Origin of the sequence: Brevibacterium sp. CT2-23B, from assembly GCF_013168765.1 — a bacterium.
Classification (GTDB): Bacteria; Actinomycetota; Actinomycetes; order Actinomycetales; family Brevibacteriaceae; genus Brevibacterium; species Brevibacterium sediminis.
The window spans coordinates 206,615-228,113 of sequence record NZ_JABBYK010000002.1 but is presented as its reverse complement, the minus strand read 5'-3'; the positions used below and the strand labels follow the sequence as shown (position 1 = coordinate 228,113).

Annotated in this window: 16 protein-coding genes; 6 read left to right on the top strand and 10 right to left on the bottom strand. The window is 65.0% G+C overall.

The window, feature by feature from the left end; genetic code table 11:
* The first annotated feature begins 373 nt into the window (after positions 1 to 373).
* Positions 374 to 4,024: a choice-of-anchor G family protein gene (locus HIM68_RS06140; RefSeq protein WP_172170684.1), complete on the top strand. Its 3,651-nt coding sequence runs from the start codon at positions 374 to 376 to the stop codon at positions 4,022 to 4,024.
* A 181-nt stretch (positions 4,025 to 4,205) separates the two neighbouring features.
* Here the strand turns inward: HIM68_RS06140 and dgt are convergent, their stop codons facing one another.
* A complete protein-coding gene (gene dgt / locus HIM68_RS06135; protein WP_172170682.1) occupies positions 4,206 to 5,735 on the bottom strand; it encodes a deoxyguanosinetriphosphate triphosphohydrolase family protein in 1,530 nt (509 codons plus the stop codon).
* 165 nt (positions 5,736 to 5,900) lie between these two features.
* On the opposite strand from dgt, the gene HIM68_RS06130 reads away from it, so the two are divergent.
* Complete coding sequence (locus tag HIM68_RS06130; RefSeq protein WP_139468354.1) at positions 5,901 to 6,089, top strand: hypothetical protein; 189 nt, start codon at positions 5,901 to 5,903, stop codon at positions 6,087 to 6,089.
* Positions 6,090 to 6,148: 59 nt separating this feature from the next.
* Here the strand turns inward: HIM68_RS06130 and HIM68_RS06125 are convergent, their stop codons facing one another.
* On the bottom strand, positions 6,149 to 7,951 hold the full coding sequence (locus tag HIM68_RS06125) for a thiamine pyrophosphate-requiring protein (RefSeq protein WP_172170680.1): 1,803 nt from the start codon (positions 7,949 to 7,951) through the stop codon (positions 6,149 to 6,151).
* Positions 7,952 to 8,163: 212 nt separating this feature from the next.
* Positions 8,164 to 8,853 (bottom strand): peptidyl-tRNA hydrolase, encoded by a 690-nt coding sequence (locus tag HIM68_RS06120; protein ID WP_253903777.1) that lies wholly within the window; start codon positions 8,851 to 8,853, stop codon positions 8,164 to 8,166.
* A gap of 182 nt (positions 8,854 to 9,035) precedes the next feature.
* Between HIM68_RS06120 and HIM68_RS06115 the strand changes: the two genes are divergently transcribed.
* A complete protein-coding gene (locus HIM68_RS06115) occupies positions 9,036 to 10,097 on the top strand; it encodes an alpha/beta hydrolase fold domain-containing protein (protein ID WP_367647453.1) in 1,062 nt (353 codons plus the stop codon).
* Here the strand turns inward: HIM68_RS06115 and HIM68_RS06110 are convergent.
* Positions 10,058 to 10,942 carry a YihY/virulence factor BrkB family protein gene (locus HIM68_RS06110; protein ID WP_172170678.1) on the bottom strand — a complete coding sequence of 295 codons (885 nt, stop codon included), beginning with the start codon at positions 10,940 to 10,942 and terminating at the stop codon, positions 10,058 to 10,060. The two genes, HIM68_RS06115 and HIM68_RS06110, sit on opposite strands and share 40 nt — an antisense overlap.
* Before the next feature lie 26 nt (positions 10,943 to 10,968).
* On the bottom strand, positions 10,969 to 12,054 hold the full coding sequence (locus HIM68_RS06105) for an AI-2E family transporter (RefSeq protein ID WP_172170676.1): 1,086 nt from the start codon (positions 12,052 to 12,054) through the stop codon (positions 10,969 to 10,971).
* 141 nt (positions 12,055 to 12,195) lie between these two features.
* On the opposite strand from HIM68_RS06105, the gene HIM68_RS06100 reads away from it, so the two are divergent.
* Positions 12,196 to 13,335 carry a phosphatase PAP2 family protein gene (locus HIM68_RS06100; RefSeq protein WP_253903776.1) on the top strand — a complete coding sequence of 380 codons (1,140 nt, stop codon included), beginning with the start codon at positions 12,196 to 12,198 and terminating at the stop codon, positions 13,333 to 13,335.
* Here HIM68_RS06100 and HIM68_RS06095 read toward each other — a convergent pair.
* The 5 genes from HIM68_RS06095 to HIM68_RS06075 all read right to left on the bottom strand — a co-directional run bounded on the left by HIM68_RS06095 (position 13,217) and on the right by HIM68_RS06075 (position 18,526).
* A complete protein-coding gene (locus HIM68_RS06095; protein WP_172170674.1) occupies positions 13,217 to 14,326 on the bottom strand; it encodes an LLM class flavin-dependent oxidoreductase in 1,110 nt (369 codons plus the stop codon). The two genes, HIM68_RS06100 and HIM68_RS06095, sit on opposite strands and share 119 nt — an antisense overlap.
* 2 nt (positions 14,327 to 14,328) lie before the next feature.
* Positions 14,329 to 15,699, bottom strand: a complete 1,371-nt coding sequence (locus tag HIM68_RS06090; RefSeq protein WP_172170672.1) for an LLM class flavin-dependent oxidoreductase — start codon at positions 15,697 to 15,699, stop codon at positions 14,329 to 14,331.
* 90 nt (positions 15,700 to 15,789) lie between these two features.
* The gene (locus HIM68_RS06085) at positions 15,790 to 16,563 is read right to left on the bottom strand and encodes an ABC transporter ATP-binding protein (RefSeq protein WP_172170670.1); all 774 of its coding nucleotides are present in this window, start codon (positions 16,561 to 16,563) and stop codon (positions 15,790 to 15,792) included.
* On the bottom strand, positions 16,539 to 17,402 hold the full coding sequence (locus HIM68_RS06080) for an ABC transporter permease (RefSeq protein WP_172170668.1): 864 nt from the start codon (positions 17,400 to 17,402) through the stop codon (positions 16,539 to 16,541). Before HIM68_RS06080 ends, HIM68_RS06085 begins: the two co-directional genes overlap by 25 nt.
* Complete coding sequence (locus HIM68_RS06075; protein WP_172170666.1) at positions 17,399 to 18,526, bottom strand: ABC transporter substrate-binding protein; 1,128 nt, start codon at positions 18,524 to 18,526, stop codon at positions 17,399 to 17,401. Before HIM68_RS06075 ends, HIM68_RS06080 begins: the two co-directional genes overlap by 4 nt.
* 416 nt (positions 18,527 to 18,942) lie before the next feature.
* Between HIM68_RS06075 and HIM68_RS06070 the strand changes: the two genes are divergently transcribed.
* A complete protein-coding gene (locus HIM68_RS06070; protein ID WP_172170664.1) occupies positions 18,943 to 20,778 on the top strand; it encodes a DEAD/DEAH box helicase in 1,836 nt (611 codons plus the stop codon).
* A 105-nt stretch (positions 20,779 to 20,883) separates the two neighbouring features.
* Positions 20,884 to 21,462 (top strand): MarR family winged helix-turn-helix transcriptional regulator, encoded by a 579-nt coding sequence (locus HIM68_RS06065; protein ID WP_172170662.1) that lies wholly within the window; start codon positions 20,884 to 20,886, stop codon positions 21,460 to 21,462.
* Positions 21,463 to 21,499: the final 37 nt, after the last annotated feature.

Here is a 21,499-nt window from a genome sequence, read left to right as displayed (position 1 = left end):
TGCCGGTCGCCATACGGTCACAGACGGATTTCACAACTGCCCGCCCGCGTCTCAATACGTGACATAAAAGGGAGTGTGCAGTGACTTAACTATGACTGTGGAAAATTTCAGTTCGTCAGACCGCACTCCTCGTAGCAAGCCTTTCACCTGCAGGTTCATAGAATCGCGCAGAAACGGGGCTTGCCGCCGCAGACATCCGCAGTAGCCATCAGAACCTACCTTGGCGTAACTATAACGACGAGGTAACTTTTCCTGTGATCTGCTGATTACTTTTTGATTACTCCGTAACGTTGTGAGCGTCCTGTCAGGAAACTGCCTGTTTCCGTCCAGGCGGCGCCTGGACCTGATCAGGGTCTGAACGATGTGGAGAACCATGAGAATACTGAGAGGCCGGCCCGGAGCCGGTCGGAAGATCGCGGTGGGGTCTGTCGCCGCGGCGACAGCAGTGGGTCTGACCCTGCTGACGACCTCGCCCGGTGCCGCCGATGAACAGAATCCGAACGAAGACTCAGAAGCCTACGGGCAACTGATCGATGCCGACATTTTGACCGCAGACGCTGTCGACGCTCTCTCGGCGTACAGCAGTTCTCCGTCCAGCACGGACGCGGACAGCACTCCGATCAACGCTGAGGTGCTCCAAGCCATCGGAGTCGAACTCCCCGGAATCGGCATCCCGCTCATCAGCAACGAGGGCGGCGACGGCCTCCTCGAGCTCGGTGAGGGCGGAGCGCTAAATGCCTATGGGAACGCTCCTGCCTACAACGACGCCACGGCCAGTGCCGGTGCCGTCGGGACGGACGGCGGTCTCAATCTCGATGACATCAACAATGGCGAGTACGGCAACGCCAAAGTCGATCTGACTTCAGTGCTCGGCCAGCTCAACCTCGACGGGGTCACCGATCAGATCGTCGATGAACTGAGCCTCGAGCTCGGCGCGATCGCGTCGACGGCCAACAGCAACGGCGAAGCCGATGACTCAGAGTACGCCGTCGCCGATGGCATCCTCACGGTCTCGAGCCCCGCAGTGAGCGACCTCTCGGGCGCTCTCGATGAGGTCGTCGATGGTGCGGGTGGCACTCTCGAAGAGGTCATCGGTGACGAGGGGCTAGTCAGTGCCCTCACCGGTGTCGGCGTCAATGTCAACATTCCGCTACTCGCATCGGTCAACATCGGTGGCGACGATGCGGAGGTCTCTGTACAGGTGCGAGACGCACTCAACAGCGTCGTCGAGAATGTCGTCAAGGAGAAGCTCGCGGACGATGCAGGCATCGTCTCGATCGATCTCGGCAACGGCGATATCCAGATCGACCTCGCAAAGATCGTCAAGGGCGGAGACGCCTCAGACCTCAACGGTCTCGACCCGAATACCCAGGTGCTCACCTCGGACACGATCTCGAAGATCACCGATGCTGTGGCCGACGCTCTCGGCGCCCTGTCCGGCAAGGTCAATGAGACGTTGACCGATGCGCTCAACGACGTGCACCTTGTCATCGATCTGCCGGCCAGTATCAGGCTGCTTGGCGGAAGCGCGGCAAGCGGCGCGATCAACGTGGACGCCACTCTTGGACAGCTGGCAGGCACTGATGACACTGATCCGACCATCAAGGCCGACATTGACTTGCTTGGGATTCCAGTGGGCACACTGCTCAATGCCATCACAGAGCCGCTGATCAGCGAGCTGCTCGGCATCACCAAGCCACTCATCGGCGGAATCCTTGACTCAACAGCCGAGCAGGTCGCTGACAGTGTCACCGGCATCGTCAACCCACTCCTGACCTCCCTCGACCCGGTCTTCAACGCACTCAATCAGGTCGTCGATCTCACGATCAACGAGCAGCCGACTGCGAAGGATCCGGCAGAGGAGAGCCAGGTCAAGGGCAACAATGGGCCTGGCTTCACGGTCAGTGCAGTGAGTTTGGAACTGCTCCCAGCCGCGGACGCCATCGACATCAACCTTGCGTCGTCCTCGGTCCGTGCGACCGCGGACGCTCCGGAGGAGCCCGGTGACGATGATGTGAACGCAAATGCAGCGGCTTCGGCTGCCGCATCGGCAACCGCCGATGACGACGGCAACGAAGCTGCCCAGGCAGCTTCGCAGGCCGCGGCAAACGACGACGCCACGTCAACCGCTTCGGCCGCCGCCGACGAGGATGCACAAGCTGCGGCTGAGGCTGCGGCGACGGAAGACGCATCAACCACCGCTTCGACCGACGCGACGACAGACGAGAACGCGTCGTCGACAGCCGCGTCCGAGGCCGCAGCGAACGCCGACAACACCGATAACACGAATGCGGAATCCTCCGCCGCAGCGAACGCCGACCCGGCGGCAGCTGCGTCGGCGGCCTCGACGGCAGATTCGTCAGCCACCGCATCGGAGAACGCAGCGGCAGACGCCGACGCCGATCCATCGGCAGATGCCGATCCCAACGCGGATGCCGCTGATGAAGCAGATGCGAACGTGAATGCAGCGGCTTCGGCTTCGGCATCTGCCGACGCTGACGTCGACGGCGATCCCGCCGCTCAGGCTGCAGCTCAGGCTGCAGCCGACAACGATGCGAACAGCGCAGCATCGGCAGCAACGAACGAGAACGCCGAGGCAGCAGCGGAATCCGCCGCTAACGAAGAGGCTTCCTCGGAGACCTCGGCGGATGCGACATCAGATCCGAACGCCTCGGCGCAGCAGGCAGCCAACGCCGCCGCGAACGCCGACAACTCGGATTCGACCAACGCTGATACCTCAGCAGCGGCCGATGCCAACGCGGCGGCAGCAGCCAGCACCGCAGCGACGGCGGACTCCTCTTCGGAAGCTTCGGCCTCGGCTGCAGCAGATGCGGATGACTCCACGGTCGCGGATGCCAGCAATGAGACCACGGCGAACGCGAATGCTTCGGCTTCGGCCGCTGCATCCGCTCAGGCTGACGCTGACACGGACCCTGCTGCTCAGGCAGCAGCCGAAGCCGCGGCCGATGAAGATGCCAACAACACAGCATCTGCAGCGGCGGACGAGAACGCCGAGGCAGCTGCCGAATCGGCCGCCAACGAAGAGGCGACCTCGGAGACCTCAGCCGACGCGACGACCGAGACCAACGCTGCAGCCCAGGCCGCAGCAACAGCAACGGCCGACAGCAACGATGAGGACTCTGCGAGCGCAGATACCACCGCGGAAGCCGATGCCAATGCAGCGGTAGCCGCTTCGGTGGCAGCGAACGCCGATTCCTCGGCTGCAGCTTCGGCTGAAGCCGCTGCGGATGCCGACGGAGCTGATGACGGAGCCGCGGCCACCGCTTCGGATGATTCGGACGCGAACGCCAATGTGAACGCAGCGGCCTCGGCTTCGGCGTCCGCCACGGCCACCGCCGATGCGGACGCAGATCCGGCGGCACAGGCAGCCGCTCAGGCAGCAGCTGACAACGATGCCAACAACACGGCATCGGCAGCAGCTGACGAGAACGCCGAAGCAGCAGCAGAATCCGCCGCTAACGAAGAGGCCTCCTCGGAGACCTCGGCGGATGCGACATCAGATCCGAACGCCTCGGCGCAGCAGGCAGCCAACGCCGCCGCGAACGCCGACAACTCGGATGACAGCAACGCACAGGCATCGGCTGCAGCCAACGCCAACGCCGGTGCCGCCGCTTCGGCAGCGTCGACGGCGGACTCCTCCTCGGAGGCTTCTGCTTCTGCAGCGGCAGACGGCGCTGAGGCTGACGCAGCTGCTGAAGGCGCAGAGGCGAACGCCTCGGCCGACGGCGACGAGGCCAACGCTTCGTCGGCAGACGATGCAAATGAGGCTTCGGCTGATTCGGACCAGGCCGCATCGGCCAACGCAGGTTCGGCAGCCAACGCCGGATCCGGTTCGAACACCTCGGCCGGTTCGAGCACGAACGCCTCGGGCAATGCTGGTGGCGACCTGCCGCGGACGGGTGCCGACGGCCTCCCGGCCATGGTCGGATTCGCCGCACTGCTCCTCGCCGGCGGCGCAACAGCGGTGTGGGCAACTCGCCGTTACCGTGCAGGCAAGCACTGAGGGTGACCCAGCTCAGTCATTGAGCTGAAACCGCCAACGGCGGGGTCGGAGTGAGAACTCCGGCCCCGCCGTTCGCATGCCCGTCGTTTGCGTGCCTGTCGCTTCCTAACCGCCGACAACAGGCCACGGCCTCGACCGCGGACAAGGGACCGCGGTGAGCCCCGACCCCGACGCACTAGACCTACAACCCGCGCCCGGCCTCCCACGGCTCTTCCGAGGCACCGGTGATCAGGGCGTTGACCGACATCGCCTGCGCATCGGTGAACGAGGCGATGTAGTCCACGACCGCCCGTGCTCGACCACGCCTTACGATCCCGGCCGCGCCTTCTTCCCCCAAAGCAGCAGGGTTGCGCGCATACAGATCCGAATACTCCTGCGTGGCCGCCTCGACGGAATCGACCAGACGCCTGGGAATCCGCGTCGACTCATCCGGGTCGAGCAGCCACTCATGGAATCCCTCGACCAGGGACGCGATGATCCGCGTCTGCCCACGTTGATACACAGCCAGGTCAGACCGTTCGAGCACGAAGCGCGAATGCACGAATTTCAGCACCACGACATCGTGCCAAGCCTCCTGGCTCAGCCGCACATGACCACTGCGGATATGCGGATCCGGATCAACGACGATGGACGCCTGCAACCGGTCGATCCACCGCCGGGTGAATCCGGTGACCGCCCGATCCGCCTCCAGTCCCCCGTCATAGGGAACCCCGAGCAAACCTTCGACAAGGTCCCGATTGACGCGCTCCACCGAATCCCGGAACGCCTCCTCCGACGCAATCCATGGGTCCTTCTCCCCGATGTGCCGCCGGATCGCCTCGAGCGCATGGCCAGGACGGCGTCGATCCAACTCCGCAGTGTCCAAGGCCGCCAACTCGCGATGATCGCGTAGCCACCGCCCGAGCTCAGCGGACACAGCCGTGTACTGCAGCACGTTCGACCGGTAGAAATCGTCCAGGTCGTGCACCGCATACGCAATATCGTCGGCGACGTCCATGACCGCGCACTCGAGCGTCTGCTGATACTGCCCGATCGCCGGGAACGCCGAGAGCACGTCCGCCATCTCCTCGACCTCGGTCGCATAGGCGGAGAACTTCATCGCTCCCTCACTGACATCGTCACCGACCCCGCGCGGCATCCGCGCCGCCGACGAAGCCCGGTCGCCTGTCCATTCCCCGCGCTCCCACGGATATTTGAGCACCGCAGCCCGAATCGCGCGCGTGAGATTGAGACCGCGCGCCGTGGCCTCGCAGCTGTCGAGGGCGGTGAGGATCCGAAACGTCTGCGCATTCCCCTCGAACCCGTCCTCGAGGCGCAGCACCTGCCGCGACACCCGGTCGAGTTCCTTCTCGCCGAGGTGGCCGAACGGAGGGTGCCCCAGATCGTGGGCGGCCGCGGCCGCCTGGACGACAACCGGATCACATCCGCCGAGGCGGCTGACCGTTTCCCGGGTCGCCTCGTCAGCATTGTTCAACGTGATCGCGATCGACCGGGCCACCGCGGAGACCTTGAGCGAATGCGTCAGCCGGTTGTGGATGACGGTGCCGGATCCGGCTTGCGGAATGACCTGGGTGACCGAAGCCAGGCGGGAGAAGAACGGGGAGAACCGGATCCGTTCGATATCGACGCGGAACTCGTCCTCTCCGGGGCGGGCCTCCTCGGCGACATTGCGATCGCGACCTCCGGTGGTGTGATATCTCTGTCGTTCCATGAACTCAGACTACCGATTCCGCACCCTGAAGACCCTTTATAGCTACCTGACGGGGGCCCAGCAACCTGGCGCCAGGTTGCTGGGCCCCCGTCAGGTAGTAAGGGGATCCCTTGAGACTCAGATCACAGCATCGTATGGTGAAGATACCTATAGGAGGTGGTCACGATGACCGGAGTCAATGAAGATTTCTACCAGCCAGCGACCCAACCTGGTGACATCATCGAAGTCGAGGACGAAGAGACCGGCGAGATGGTCAAACACGTCATCTACCTCGACGAATTCGGCAACGGCACGAAGACGCGGCCGCTGTCCGAAGAAGAACTCGAAGACCTCGACGAGGCGCCCGAGACCTGATCGCGAACCAGCCGCCCACGATGGGTTCGGCAGCGTACTCGTGACGTGCAGAGAACTCCTCAATCATCCGAGGTCAGGCCCATGCGTGCGAACAGCCGTGCGGCGGTGGCCCGTGAACTCTGCTTGACCACCTGCCCGAGCTCGGGGTCACCGGCCAGCAGCGATTCCGCGAGTCCTTTGGCCTGTGCGAAGGCGATGTGCGCCGGCAGCGGCGGCGTGTTGCGGTCGCAGCGGACGTCGAGGACGACCGGCCGGTCGGCGGCGAAGGCCTCGTCGAGACTCCCGTCGATCTTCTCCGGATCGTCGACGCGGATGCCTTTGAACCCGAGCAGCTCCGCGTAGCCGGCGTAGTCCATCGACTCGACCAGCTGGGCCGTGTCCCACCTCGGGTCTCCGGCCTCCCGCATCTCCCAGGACACCTGGTTGAGGTCGCCGTTGTCGATGACGAGGACGACGAAGGTGGAGTTCGACCATTCCCGCCAGTGGCGTTTGACGGTGAGCAGACCGTTCATTCCCATCATCTGGAAGGCTCCGTCGCCGATGGTGCACACTACCGGGCGATCGGGATGCGCGAACTTGCCGGCCAGCGCATAGGGCATTGCGGCGAGCATTGACGCCATCCGACCCGAGAGGTTGCCCATCTGTTTCGGTCCCAGTTCGATGTGGAAGCCGTACCAGTCGGCTGTGCTCCCGGCGTCGCAGGTGATGATCGCGTTCTCGGGCAGATGTTCGTTGAGGGAGACGAATACACGGCGGGGGTTGATCGGGTCGGCTTCGGTCATGGCGACCCGAGTGTTCTCCTTCATCCACGCCCGGTTCTCATCGGCGATCTTCTCCTGCCACCCGGTCTCGTGCTGGCTCAGATGCGACTGCAGGGCAGCCAGCGTGGTCTTCGCGTCGCCCCACAGGTTGACCTCGGTGGGATAGCGGATCCCCAGGTGACGCGGCGACAGGTCGATCTGCACGGCACGTGCCTGGCCGGTCGACGGCATGAATTCACCGTAAGGATAGTTCGTGCCCACCATCAGCAGGGTGTCGCATTTCTGCATCATGTCGTAGCTCGGCCGCGATCCCAGCAGACCCAGCTGCTGGGTGTGGAAGTCGACATCACCGGGCACCACCTGTTTGCCCAGCAGGGTGGTGATCACACCAGCACCGAGGCGCTTCGCCACGGCGATGACCTCATCGGTCGCTCCGATCGCGCCCTGTCCGACGAGCATGGCGACCTTCTCACCGCTGTTGAGGACTTCGGCCGCGCGGGCGAGCGCGTCGTCGTCGGGTCGCAGGCGGTCCTCGGCGTGGCCGATGCCGGTACGGGAGACGAAATGCTCGACCGCCGGCTCTTCCATGTCCATCGTCTGTACGTCGGCGGGCAGGACGACGACGGCCGGACCGCGGTAGGCCTTGGCCATGCGGACGGCTTTGTCGACGATGAGCTGCGCGTGCATCGGCGCGGCCACTGTCTGCACGAACACCGCGGCGTCGGCGAAGAGTCGTTCGAGGTTGATCTCCTGTTGGAATTCGGAACCCAACGACACTCGCGCCTGCTGCCCGACGATGGCCACGACTGGGGCGTTGTCACCCTTGGCGTCGTAGAGGCCGTTCATGAGGTGGATGGCGCCGGGGCCCGAGGTCGAGACGCACACGCCCACCTCACCGGTGAATTTCGCGTGGGCGGTGGCCATGAACGCCGCCTCCTCCTCGTGGGTGGGGCGCACATAGGTGAAGTCCTTGCCCTCGTCCTGCGCTCGGCCCATAGCCCCGTCGAAGCCGCCGATGCCGTCGCCGGGGTATCCGTACCAGTGGTGCAGATCCCAGGCGATGAGCCGATCGATGATGAAGTCGCTGACGGAGGTCGCCATGTGCCTTCTCCTCACGAATATTCGCGTGTCGAATGTGCCCAGCCGACGTGCTGCGACGTGGCCCGGCCTGGCCCTCCAGGCTTGTCCTGGCACCGTCAGCTGTCAAGACTCCGAAGCCCCGGCGCCCGGGCCTCACCGACCATCGCCGCGGCATGTCTCCCGGCGGAGGAGATCAGCACAGAAGGGGGGTCTTGTCCTCGCGAGCTGCGGCCTCACCACGAGGCCCGCACCGTTTCCGTCGGCCCATCGACTTCCGTGAAGCCGGCGTCGACGACGCTGATCTGCTGGTCGTTCGCCGCCCATGCGTCCTTCGTCGCAGTCTGCACGCGCAGACTGAACCCCGACTCACGCCAGCGGTCGCGCACCTCATCGGGCATCTGCTCGAACGCCAGCTGCGCGGCGTGTCCGCATTGCGCAGCGGCCTTCCCGGTCGTGAGCGTCAGCTCGGGAGAGAGTTCGATCGTCACGACCGCCTCGGCGGCGGGGATCGAGGATTCGCCCTCATCCGGGAATTCGGTGCCGCCGACCTGCAGCTTCTTCAGCTCCGGTGGCAGGGGTTCGACAGGGCCGGGTGCGAAGACGAACGCCTCGGCGGGAGCGAAATCGTCGGTGCCGCCGAAGGTCACGCTCACGCACCCGAGTGCCCGTGCGTCCTCGAGCTTCTTCCCGTCGCCACGGCGCACGACCTTGCGGATCGCTCCGTCACGCCAGTATTCGACGGCCTCGTTCCAGTCCCCGCCCGGCTGTGAGCGCGGATCGTCGAGGAAGGTCACGACAGCACGAGAGGTGGTCTCGAGGACGTCGATGTGGCGAGCGATGGCGGTCTTGGACCGGCGCACGACGATCGGCAGTGACCATGGGATTTCGTGGTCGGTTTCGTGTCGACGCATGTGTTCGGTCAAGGGTTCGCTCCTGCAGTGTCTTCGGCGGTGAAGGACTGGTGTCACAGTCCCCTTGTCATAACAGCGTCGATCGGCGGATATTCCGGATCTTCGCAGGTGAGTCCTACTGTGGCCGCCGCCGCTGGCCTCGCTAAGCTGGGAATCATTGCCGCCGACCAAGAATGAGGCTGATGATTCCCGGCGTGACCGTCGACCCTGCGCTCACCGAAGCGCTGCTGGCCACCATTCCTGCCGACATCGTTGCGTCGATGTCGCCGCAGATGCGCGAGGTCATGGCTGTCCAGGCCACTCGGGCCGACGCGTGCCGCCGAGCCGGCGAGGACTTCGCCGCTGCTGCCGGTGACCTCTCCCCTGCCGCTCGATCCTTGGCCGCCAAACGCGCCGAATACCGGACCGAACGCACGCTGTGGAACGAAGGCGGCCCCACCATGAGCCGCACCGATGATCACCACATCCGCACCGCCGACGTCGACGTTCCGATCCGCATCCATCGCCCCACCACCGAGGCGGTCCTGCCCGGTCTCCTGTTCCTCCACGGCGGTGGGTTCAGCCTCGGCGACCTCGATACACATGACCGGATCATGCGCGTGCTCGCCGCTGCCGGCGGCTTCGCCGTGATCGGAGTCGAATATTCGCTGTCGCCGGAGGTGAAGTTCCCGCAGGCGCTGCACGAGTGTGCCGGGGTCGTCGACCACCTCGCCGGCCACGGTGAGGATTTCGGCATTGACGGCACACGTCTGGCCATCTCCGGAGATTCGGCTGGGGCGGTTCTCACCCTCGGCGCAGGTCTGCTTCTGCGCGACGAACCGGAGATCATCGGGGCGAGTCCCGCGAGCTTCTCGGCTCTGCGCGCCCTCCTGCCCATCTACGGCAGCCACGGTCTCATCGACTCGGCCAGTCGCAGGCTCTACGGCGGCGACTGGGACGGCATGGGCATCCACGACCTCAGCAACCTCCTCGACGACTACCTGCCGACCCCGGAGGACGAACATTCACCGTTCGTCGCGCACCTCACCGCCGATCTGTCCGGTCTGCCGCCGGTGTTCGTCGCGGCCGCCGGGCTCGATCCGCTGCGCGATGACAGCCGGGCATTGGCCAGGACCCTGCAGCGGGCAGGCGACGACGTCCGCTTCGAGGAGTATCCGCATGTGCTCCATTCGTTCCTCCACTTCGGTCGGATCCTCGACGACACGAACACCGTGCTTCACAATGCCGCCGAGTTCGCCGCACGTCGTCTGAACTGATTCCTGCGGTCTGCGGCACCGTCGGACTGCCGTTGCCGCTCGCGTTCGATCTCAGCGTCGAACTCGGCGCCGAGGAGCAGCGAGAGGTTGACCATCCACACCCAGGCGAGCCCGACGATCACTCCCCCGATCGACCCATAGGTGACGTTGTAGCTGCTGAAGTTGTTGATGTAGAGAACGAAGCAGGCCGACACGGCAAGCAGCACGAGCAACGCGACGAACGCACCGAGGCTGACCCACCGGAACTTCGGCTGCCTGACGTTCGGGGTCACGTAGTAGAGCAGGGCGATGAGCAGCATGACGAAGAAGACGAAGACCGGCCATCTGACCACGTTCCAGATCAGCAGGGCAACCGCGCCCATTCCGATGAACTCGCCGAGCGTTTCGGCGATGGGCCCGGACAGCACGAGCAGCAGCCCCAGAGCGGCCAGGACGATGAGCGTGACCACGGTCATCAGGAGCATGAGCGGCTTGAACTTCCAGTACGGCCGAGTCTCCTCGACCCGGTAGACAGCGTTCAGAGCACGGCCGAATGCGCCGATGTATTTCGACGACGACCAGATCGCCAGCAGCAGGCTGCCGATGAGGGTGGCTCCGGCCGAGGACGACTCGGTGAGTTCGACGATGAACGGGCGGATCGCCGTGGCGGCCTCGGCCGAGACTCCGTGGACCAGAGAGAGCACCGCCTTCGTGGTCGACTCGGCTTCCCCGACCACGCCGAGCAGCGACACCATGGCGAGGATCGCCGGGGCAGCAGAGAGCAGAGCGTAGAAGCTCAGCCCGGCTGCTCTGTCGAGGCACTCGTCGTCGAGCAGACGCCGAAGAGCGCCCTTGACGATCCGCACTCGGTTCAACCGTGGCCCGGCCCGTCTCAACGCTGTCCCACTCTGTAGTCCTTGGCCGCGTGGATCATCGCATTGAGAGTCGCGATGACCGGCACGGAGAAGAACGCCCCGGCGATGCCCGCCACCGCTGCTCCCGCTGTCACCCCGAGGATCACCGCCAAGGGGTGGATCTTCACTGTGGGTCCTGTCAGCCACGGCTGCAGGACGTGGCTCTCGAGCTGCTGGACGACGATGACGATCCCGAGCATGATCAGGCCGTGCACCCAGCCGTTGAAGAGCAGCGCCAAGCCCACCGCGACCGCTCCGCCCACGATCGCTCCGACGAACGGCACGAAGGCACCGAGGAAGACCACCATGGCGATCGGCACCGCCAAGGGGACGCCGAGGATCAGTGCACCCACTCCGATTCCGATCGCATCGCTGGCCGCGACGACCAGCTGGATCCGAATGAAGTTCGTCAGCGTCTTCCAACCGGCCTCACCGGCCGCGGAGATCCGCGCATGCGCCTTCTTCGGCCAGATGTTGACGACCCAGGTCCAGATGCCGCGTCCGTCGATGAGCGCGAAGAGGGTGACGAACAGGATGATGATGACGCCTTCGATGACATGAGCCGCCGTCGTGCCCACCTCGGCGGCACCGGAGCCGAGACCGGCGGCGTTGTCCTGCAGCCACTTCCCCGAGGAATCGACGAGGTCGTTGAGTTTGGCTTCGGTGATTCTGAACGGCTGCGTGGCCAAGAGCTGCTTCGCCGCGTCCAGGGTCGTCGCCACCTGCTTCCGGATCTCAGGTATCTCACTTCTGATCTGAAAGGTGATGAGGAGGACGAGTCCGGCCAACAGGCCGAGGACGACGACCCAGACGGTGACCACCGCCAACCATTTCGGCCACCGATGCCGCTGCAGGAACGTCGACATGGGCACCAGGAGGGCAGAGAGGACGAGCCCGGCCAGGAAAGGAACGACGATCTGCGCGACCTGCAGTGCCACGAAGATCGCGACTGTGATTCCCGCGATGATCACCAGCAGGTATCCGGTGAAGCGGGCACCGAGTCTGAGTCCCTCGGGTATCGGGTCATCGCGATTCGGGGGCGCGTTCAATGGACCTTCTGTCATGAACCAACACTAATGCCGCGAGCCGCACAGTGGGTGAACCATTCTGTTCTGCCCCGCCGGCGCGGGCGAGACGGGGCTCCGGTCAGCCGCCTCCGAGGGAAATCCGAAGATGTACTAAAAGTGAATCACTACGGTGTTCCGATGACCAGATTGCGACGTTGGCCCTACACCTTTGCCATGGCGCTGTCCCTCCTCGTCGGAGCGGCCGCCGTGTTCTCCTCTCTCTTCCTCGATCTCCCGTTGCGGGACCCCGACGGATTCCTCGGCCCCTCATACATCCGTCTGCCTCTGCTGGTTCTCGGATTCATCGGTGCCGGGCTGATCGTGGAAACGGTGAGGCGAAACGGGTGGCGAAATCTGCCGACGTCTGTCGTCGACATCGCCAAGAAGGAGTGGAACACCCACCGTCTGCTGTGCATCGGTGCCGGACTGCTGAGTTTCTACGTCTGCTACGTCGCCTACCGCAATCTCAAGAGCGTGCTGCCGGTGTTCCGCGAGGGCACCCTCTTCGATCAGCAGCTGTTCCGCCTCGACCATTGGCTCATGGGCGGAAACACTCCGGCGGTGCTCCTGCACGAACTCCTCGGCACCGGCATCGCGGCGAACCTGCTGTCGATCGCCTACCTCGCCTACCTGCCGCTCATTCCGATCAGCCTCGGCGCGGTCCTCGTGCTCAATCGCAGATACGCCGTCGGCGCTTGGTATACGACCATGTTGAGCCTCAATTGGGTGCTCGGCACTGTCAGCTACTACCTCCTGCCATCGGTCGGCCCGGTATTCAGCCACCCGGAGGTCTTCCGGGCGCTGCCCGAGACCGGGGTCAGTGAGCTCCAGCAATCCCTCATCGACACTCGCCTCGACTACCTCAGCAACCCGATCGGCAGTGACTCCATCCAGGGTGTCGCCGCGTTCGCATCTCTGCACGTCTCCGTCACCTTCGCCGCTGCTCTGTTCATGACGCTGACGAAACAACATCGCGCCGTTCGAGCGTTCACCTGGATCTTCTTCGGTGTGACGGTCGTGGCCACGCTCTACTTCGGTTGGCATTACATCCTCGACGACATCGCGGGCATCGGCATCGGCTGGGCTTCGGTGATGCTCGCCGCTCGAGTGACCGGACATCGCCGAGCTCGAACCCCTTCCCGAACAGCACTGAGAGACACTATCCGAGTACCGCGCCAGCAGGCTCGACAGCAACCGAATCCTCCCGCTGAAGCAATGGCAGGAGATTCTGCCCGACCCGTTCAACCTCTGCCAGATACGGTGCGTCCGACAGGATGAAGTGGCTGACCCCGAGTGACCGGTAGCGGTTCAGCGCATCCGCGACTTCCTGGAACGAACCCACCAACCAGGTGGTGCCGGCGCCCTGCCCTCCGAGGCGACCGGGAGCGGTGTAGAGGACATCGTCGAGGACGTCGCCCTCATCGGCGAGAGCAACGAGGCGGTCCTGACCCACCGACTGCCGGTGGTTCTCCCGCCAGACCTTCGCCTGGCTCTCATGATGCATGCCTGCCACGCGGTTCCGGGCCACACGCCACGCCTCGTCGCTCGTCTCCCGGACGACGACGGTCACCCGCAGACCGAATTCCAACGGCGCATGCACTCGCCCGACTTCCTCGGACAGCGCCTGGAGTCGCGCGATCCGCTCGGCCACGGCAGCATAGGTCTCGCCCCAGAAGAGCTGCACGTCCGCCTCGGCGGCAGCGACCTTCTCCGCTTCGACCGAGGCCCCGCCGAAGTAGAGCGTCGGCTGCGTCCGATCACCCACAGTGAACGGTCGTGCCCCGAGAGCGGCGTCGTTGAAGGTGTAGAACCGCCCGTCATAGGTCACCGATTCCTCCGACCACAGTCGTCTGACCAGGTGGATGAACTCCAGAGTGCGCGCATACCGGTCGCTCCGATCGGTCACAGTGTCCCCATAGGCCGACGCCGAATCGGCGCCCGAGACGATGTTGATCAGTACCCGCCCCCGACTGAGGTGATCGAGGGTGGCTGCGGCGGCCGCGAAGTTCGCCGGATGCCAATACCCGGGCCTGGCCGCGATGAGCGGCTGGAAGGAATCGGTGCGTGCAGCCAACGCGGTGCCGACGGTGAAGGTGTCCGGCCGCGTCCATCCGGTGCCCAGCAGCGCCCCGGCCCATCCGTTGGCTTCGACCGCCCGGGCATGCTCGGTCAGCGTGTCCAACGAGTTGTGATCGGCCCGCACCTCATCGCCGCGGTGTCCGGGCTCAGTTTGGTTGGGAATGTACCAGAGGTATTTGGGTTCAGTCATGGTCATGCCACCTCGTTGCTCGTCGTTTCAGTGTGTTCATCGCCGTGGTCCCGTTGACCGGGGGTCGGCAGGCCGTAGTGCCCGCGCAGAGTCGTCGTCTCGTAGTCGCGTCTGAACAGGCCGCGTCGCGTAAGGATCGGCACCACGGTGTCGACGAAATCGTCGAGGCCGCCGGGCAGCGACGGGGGCATGATATTGAACCCGTCGGCGGCTCCTGCACGAAACCATTCTTCGATTGCGTCGGCGATCTGTTCGGGTGTGCCTGCAACGGTCCGATGGCCGCGACCCCCGCCGAGGCGGCCGATGAGTTCTCGTGCCGTGAGGCCTTCCCGTCGGGCGAGGTCGACGATGAGCGTGTACCGTGACTTCGCTCCCTCGATCTCGTCCTCGGCGGGAAGATCGGCCGGCAGCTGCCGGTCGAGGGAGAGTTCGTCCGGGGACACCCGCAGTGTTTGGGCGAGTTGGGCGAGTGCGAACTCGGGCCGGATGAGGCGGTCGAGTTCCTCGTCCTTCGCTTGTGCCTCGGCCTCGGTGGCTCCGATCACCGGGACGATGCCGGGCAGGATCTTCACATGCTCCGGGTTGCGGCCGTGCTTGAGCGCACGGTTCTTGACGTCGGCGGCGAAGGCGATCGCATCGTCGAGCCACTGGTGGGCGGTGAAGACCGCCTCGGCGAACTTGGCAGCGAGCTCCTTGCCGGATTCCGAGGATCCGGCCTGCACGATCAGCGGGTAGACCTGCGGTGAGCGGGGGATGTTGAGCGGTCCGGCGACCTTGAAGAAGCGGCCCTCGTGGTTGATGGCGTTGACCTTCTCCGCATCACCCCAGACGCCGGATTCCTTGTCTCCGAGGACGGCGTCATCGTCCCAGCTCTGCCATAGTCCTTGGACGACCTCGAGGAATTCCTCGGCGCGTTCGTACCTGGTCCGGTGGGCGGGAAGCTCATCGAGGCCGAAGTTCCTCGCCGCGTCCGCGCCGGCGGTGGTCACGACATTCCAGCCGACCCTCCCCCGGCTGATGTGGTCGATCGAGGAGAGCCGGCGGGCAAGATTGTAGGGAGAGTTATAGCTCGTCGAGGCGGTGGCGATGAGTCCGATGCGCTGTGTCGCCACTGCGAGTGCGCTGAGCAGGGTGAGCGGTTCGAGGTTGCCGGCAGGTCGTCTGCCCACCTCGGCGCGGAGGCTCGGTCCGTCGGCGAAGAAGATCGAATCGAAGCCTCCCCGCTCGGCGGTCTGTGCCAGTCTGATGTAGTGGTCGATGTCCGTGCCGGCTTCGGGATCGCTTTCGGGCAGCCGCCACGAGGCTTCGTGATGGCCGGTGGTCATGAGGAATGCGTTGAGGTGAAGAGTCTTCTCCGGTGGTGTCGTCGTCATAGCGGTGCCTTCCGAGTCATGGAATGGGTGTCGCGGGATGGGCGGGTGGGGGCCGTCGGGTGGGTGGGGCGTCTTCGGCTGGGTGGAGGCTCAGACCGCGACGTCGACTCCGAGGGCCTCGAGCAGCGAGGTTCGCAGCTCGGAGAGCTCTGCGGAGGTGACGGTGCGTGGGTGCGCTGCGTCGATGCGGATGTCCGTGGAGATCCGGCCGTCGTCGAGGACGATGATCCGATCGGCGAGAAGCAGCGCCTCGTCGATGTCGTGGGTGACGAGAAGGACCGCCGGCTGATGTTTCGTCAGCAGGGTGTGGAGCAGTCCGTGCATCTTCGACTTCGTCAGCGCGTCGAGGGCGCCGAAGGGTTCGTCGGCGAGCAGAAGTGCCGGTTCGCGGACCAGGGCTCGGGCCAGGGAGACCCGCTGCTGTTCGCCTCCGGAGAGTTCCTTGGGCCAGGACTTCTCACGTCCGGCCAGCCCCACCTCGGCGAGTGCCTCTCGGGCCCGCTGCCCAGGGCCCTCCCCGCGCAGTCCGAGGGTGACGTTGTCGAGCACCTTCTGCCACGGCAGCAGCCGGGAGTCCTGGAAGGCGACCGAGCGTTCGGTGGGCACGTCGATCTGCCCTTCGATGTCGGGGTCGAGCCCGGCGAGTGCCCGCAGCAGGGTGGATTTCCCGGAGCCGCTGCGGCCCAGCAGTGCCACGAATTCTCCTGCGGCGATGTCGATGTCGACGGAGTCGAGCACGGTGCGGGAAGCGAACCGGCGGGTGAGTCCGCGCACGTGCACAAGGGGCGGAGCCGCCTCGGCGGGGGTGGTGGAGTTCTGGGTCGTGGTGTCCGAGTCGGTCACCGTGAGAGTGTCTGGCGCCATGTCAGCGCCCTCCTTTCTGCGATGCGGACGAGCAGGTCGCTGCCCACGCCGAGGATGGCGTAGACGACGAGGCCGACCACGATGATGTCGATCTGTCCGTAGAGGCGGGCCTGGTTCATGAGGAATCCGATGCCCGAGGTCGCGTTGATCTGTTCGACGACGACCAGGGACGTCCAGGCGCTGGTCACGGCCAGGCGCAATCCGGTGAAGAATCCGGGAAGCGCTCCGGGCAGTGCGACCTTCGTGACGAATTCGCGTCTGCTCAGCCGCAGCGTGGCAGCGAGTTCCTGGTACCGGCCGTCGAGTCCGCGCAGTGCGGCGTGGGTGTTGATGTAGATGGGCACCATGACCGAGAAGACGATGAGGGTGACCTTCATGCCTTCGCCGATGCCCAGCCACACGATCGCCAGCGGAATGAAGGCGAGGGTGGGCACAGCGCGTTTGATGTTCATCGGACCGTCGATGAGGCTCTCGCCGAGGCGGGTCAGTCCCGCTGCGAGGGCGAGCAGGATCGCGGCGATCACGCCGATGCCCAGGCCGAGTGCCGCTCGTTGGAGGGAGGTGAGGAGGTTCTCGGGCAGGCGACCGTTCTCCGTCAGGGAGATTCCCGTCGAGATCGCCGTCCACGGTGCGGGCAGGACGCGCGGGTCGATGAGACCGGTGGCCGAACCGCTCACCCAGATGGCCAGAAGGATGACGATGCCGAGAGAGATGCGTGTCGGTGAGAAGCGCTTCCACCATGGCGCGCGCGGCTCCGGTGCCGGTGAGATGTCGGAGCTGACGCTGTGTTGACCGGGTTCGAGTCGCGTGGTCTCCGGAGGCTGGACTGTCACACTCATTCGTCGAGTTCCTTTCGGTCCTGGTGGGCGCCGACCTCGTCGACGGTGTCCTCGATGACGTCGTTGAAGCGCCGATCGAACATGTCGTTGGCGTCTACGTCGACCGGCAGTTCTCCGGAGTCGTAGCTGAGGTCGATGGTGGACTGTTCGGTGGCGATGACGTCGTCGAGCTTCGGGAAGACCGTTGTGCCCTCCTGCTCGCGGATGAAGCGGCCCTCGTCTTCGGTCAGCCCTTGGTTCTTCACGAAGTAGTCCTCGACCCAGTCGTCGGTGTTCTCATTGATCCACTGATTGGCCCGGATCGAATGGGCGACGAATTCTCTCAGCGCGGCCGACTTCGCGGGATCTTCGAGCACTTCCTTGCGGGCATAGATGAAGTTCAGCCCGGTGCCCAGCCCTGCGGTCTCCTTGTCGGGCAGGTAGCCGGCTCCTTCCTTCTCATATCCCTGGAGGTAGCGGGCCAGCCTGGCTCCGGTGAGCGGGGCGATGTCGATCTCGTCGGATTGCAGGGCTTCGCTGAATTCGCCGAGTTCCAGGCGGACGAGTTCGACGTCGTCGGTTGACAGTCCCGCTTTGTCGAGCAGTCGCAGCACCAGAGATCCCTGGGCGGTGCCCTCTGCGTAGCCGATCTTCGCGCCCTTGATCTTGCTGATCGAGTCGACGTCCGTGCCCGGGGAGGTGGCCAGACGGATGACGTCGGGTGAGGATTGGAGGGCGAGGATGATCGGAACGACTTCCCCGGAGGCGAAGGCCTGGATGGGCGGGGTATCGCCGACGCGGGCGACGTCGACGGCACCGGCCCGGAAGGCTTCGAGGATCTCCGGTCCGCCGACGAAGTTCGAGAATTCGTATTCGAAGCTGAAGTCGTCGAGCTCACCGGAGGACTTCAACGCCACCTGCTGCTGTTCCTGCTGGTCGGCGATGTTGAGCACGGTTCCTGCGGGGACATCGTCTGCTAGAGCCTGATCCTTGAGGTCGTCGACCGATCCCTGCCCCGAGGCTGCTCCCCCGCAGGCGGACAATGTCAGGGCGGCTGCTGCGAGGAATCCGATGAATCCGAGAGTTCGGCGTCCGTGGCGCGGCGGAGATGTCCGCCGGTCGGTGGAGGGTCGAGAGAGTGCCATGGGTCTGGTGTCCTATCGTTCGATGGCTGGCCCTCGAATCCCAGCTGAGTGGATCCGAGATGACCTCACGCTATGGTCAGCGCCCGAATCCGAATCGTGATCGCGCCATGTCGAGTCCGCTGAGTTCACGGGCCGACGAGTGACGTCCGGCGACTTCACAGACCGAACGACGGCGTCCGCCGGCGTCACAGTCCGACAGAGAACGTCTGCTGACGTCACAGACCGATGAAGTCAGGCCGGCAGCGGGGTCAATGTGATTCGGGAGCCGACGCCCTGTAGACTGGTGCTACTTGCGAACCCGTTTTCGGGTTCCCTGCGTCGTCAGGACGCCTCGTCTCTGCAGCTGGGTGAAAGCACCCGCGCATTTCCGAAGCCGTTTTCTCTCGGCGATCGAGAGCGCCGACAGCGCTCATTCCATGACCGGAAGCGGCTGCCTGCCACCTATTCACGGCACCGGCACGGCCTCCGGCACGTCGAAGGGCCACCCCATCACTACGTCACAGACTCACACCAATCCCCGCAGTACCCGCACCCGCGGAGGCAGCAACAGAAACACCGCCACAACCGCCGCCAACGCCTCGGGCAATCGCACGAAGAAGGCCTCCCCAGCCCCCACCTCGTTCGCCGAGCTCGGTGTTCCCCAGAAGCTGGTCGACACGCTGAGCAAGGAAGGCAAGACCCAGGCCTTCCCGATCCAGCAGGACACTCTGCCCGACACGCTGGCCGGCCGTGATGTGCTCGGCCGCGGAAAGACCGGGTCCGGCAAGACCCTGGCGTTCTCCATTCCGCTCGTCGCCCGACTGGCCGAATCCGGCAAGGGTTCGCAGAAGTTCCGCCATCCGCGCGGACTCGTGCTCGCTCCCACCCGTGAGCTCGCCACGCAGATCACCGAGGTCATCGACCCGTTGGCCAAGGCCGTGGGCTTGCGGACGACGACGGTCTTCGGCGGCGTCAAGCAGCGTCGACAGGAGGTCGCACTCAAGGCCGGAGTCGACATCGTCGTGGCCTGCCCGGGCCGCCTCGAGGATCTGCTCCAGCAGGACGTCCTCACGCTCGAGAACATCGAGGTCACCATCCTCGACGAGGCCGACCACATGGCTGACCTCGGGTTCCTGCCCGGAGTCACCCGAATCCTCAACCAGACCCCTGCTGAGGGACAGCGGATGTTCTTCTCCGCCACCTTGGACAACGACGTCGACAAGCTCGTCCGTCGTTTCCTCCACAACGAGGTCCTCCACTCCGTCGACGAGGCGACCTCCCATGTTTCGGCCATGACCCACCACGTGTTCGAGGTGTCGGTCGACGACAAGAACGAACTCGTGCACAAGCTCGCCTCCGGCACGGGCCGCCGCATCCTCTTCACTCGCACGAAGCACCGGGCCAAGCGCTTCGCCCGCCAGCTCACGGCAGCGGGCATTCCCGCCGTCGACCTGCACGGAAACCTGTCGCAGGGTGCCCGCGATCGCAACCTCGCCGCGTTCACCGATGGTGAGGCGAAGGTGCTCGTGGCCACAGACATCGCCGCCCGCGGCGTCCACGTCGATTCCGTCGAGCTCGTCGTCCACGTCGATCCCCCGACCGAGCACAAGGCGTACCTGCACCGCTCCGGTCGCACCGCACGTGCCGGCAGCGCCGGTGACGTCGTCACGGTGATGACCGCCGAAGAGCGCAAGGACACCCAGATCCTCCTGCGCAAGGCCGCCATCAAAGCGACCCCGCAGAAGGTCACCGCAGAGTCCCCCGAGGTGACCGAGCTCGTCGGTGAGATCGCCGAATACGTCGCCCCGCAGCCGAAGGAACCCGTCCAGCCGCGCAAGAAGACCGAACCGGCGAAGTCCGGTGGCCGGTCGTCCCGTCGCCGAGGCGGCCGTGGTGGACGCGGTGGAAGCGCGGGCCGCGATGGCACCGCCGACGAGTCGGGTCGCAGCCGCGAGAAGTCCCGTGGCAACGGCGGAGAGCGCAACGGCAACGCCTCCCGACAGAACAACCGCGGCACCGGTTCCGGCCAAGGCGGTCGTGGCAATGGTTTCGGTCGCAGCGGCGGATCCGGCCAGGGCGGTCGCGGCGGCGAGGGCAGCCGCCGTCGCGAGTCGGCTCGCGGCAGCCGTTCCGGTGGTCAGGGTTCGGCGTCGCGTTCCGGTCAGCCGGCCAACCGCCGTTCATCCGATTCGCGCGGCACGAGCCCGGAGACCCGCCGCCGCAATCGCGTGCGCACCGGAGGCTCCGAGCAGGTCTACTCGACCAGCAGCTGACATACTCACGATGTAATAACCCTCCGCATATACTATGCTTCGGTGTACTATATTAGGAGGGTTATTCTTCTACGCTCAAGGGGCAGGAATCAGTAGGATTGCGGCATGGAGTCATCAGAGGCCGCGGGCGCTCACGACCCGATCACAGAGAACATGTACACCGGATCGCAAAACCGTTTTCCCGGCGACCTCATCGACTCCTCCGACCTGTCGAATGTCGACCGCGAGCAGATCGCTCGACTCATGAACTCACTCGCCCGACTGCGCGAGGCCGAGCGCAGACTCTCCGCGGCTTCACGCAGATTCATGAAGCTCAGCGAACAGGACATGCACGCCCTGCACTATCTCCTCGCTGCGGAGCGGCAGGATTCGGTGGTGACGCCGAAGATGCTGTCTGCTCACATGTCCATGTCGGCGGCCTCGGTGACGAAGCTGATCAATCGCCTGGAGCGTGAAGGGCATGTCGTCAGAAGGCTGCATCCCAGTGATCGCCGAGCTTACGCCATCGAGATCACCGCGGAGACGGCGCGCTCGGCACGAGAGACCGTGGGGCGTTCCCAAGCCAGACGCGTCTACGCCGCCGCCCGCCTCAGTCACCGTGAACGCGATGCCGTCATCCGTTTCCTCGACGGAATGGCCGATGAGCTGTCCCTGAGCAACGCTGACTGGGCGAACCAGCTGTGATCGCGGCTTCCCCAGCGAGTACAGACTCTAATCATCT

Excerpts from the sequence above, each read along its gene's own strand:
- HIM68_RS06125 (WP_172170680.1), bottom strand. The coding sequence starts at position 7,951 with ATGGCGACCTCCGTCAGCGACTTCATCATCGATCGGCTCATCGCCTGG.
- HIM68_RS06105 (WP_172170676.1), bottom strand. The coding sequence starts at position 12,054 with ATGACAGAAGGTCCATTGAACGCGCCCCCGAATCGCGATGACCCGATA.
- HIM68_RS06100 (WP_253903776.1), top strand. The coding sequence starts at position 12,196 with ATGACCAGATTGCGACGTTGGCCCTACACCTTTGCCATGGCGCTGTCC.
- HIM68_RS06065 (WP_172170662.1), top strand. The coding sequence starts at position 20,884 with ATGGAGTCATCAGAGGCCGCGGGCGCTCACGACCCGATCACAGAGAAC.
- HIM68_RS06140 (WP_172170684.1), top strand. The coding sequence starts at position 374 with ATGAGAATACTGAGAGGCCGGCCCGGAGCCGGTCGGAAGATCGCGGTG.
- HIM68_RS06090 (WP_172170672.1), bottom strand. The coding sequence starts at position 15,699 with ATGACGACGACACCACCGGAGAAGACTCTTCACCTCAACGCATTCCTC.
- HIM68_RS06075 (WP_172170666.1), bottom strand. The coding sequence starts at position 18,526 with ATGGCACTCTCTCGACCCTCCACCGACCGGCGGACATCTCCGCCGCGC.
- HIM68_RS06080 (WP_172170668.1), bottom strand. The coding sequence starts at position 17,402 with ATGAGTGTGACAGTCCAGCCTCCGGAGACCACGCGACTCGAACCCGGT.
- HIM68_RS06070 (WP_172170664.1), top strand. The coding sequence starts at position 18,943 with ATGACCGGAAGCGGCTGCCTGCCACCTATTCACGGCACCGGCACGGCC.
- HIM68_RS06130 (WP_139468354.1), top strand. The coding sequence starts at position 5,901 with ATGACCGGAGTCAATGAAGATTTCTACCAGCCAGCGACCCAACCTGGT.
- HIM68_RS06085 (WP_172170670.1), bottom strand. The coding sequence starts at position 16,563 with ATGGCGCCAGACACTCTCACGGTGACCGACTCGGACACCACGACCCAG.
- HIM68_RS06095 (WP_172170674.1), bottom strand. The coding sequence starts at position 14,326 with ATGACTGAACCCAAATACCTCTGGTACATTCCCAACCAAACTGAGCCC.
- dgt (WP_172170682.1), bottom strand. The coding sequence starts at position 5,735 with ATGGAACGACAGAGATATCACACCACCGGAGGTCGCGATCGCAATGTC.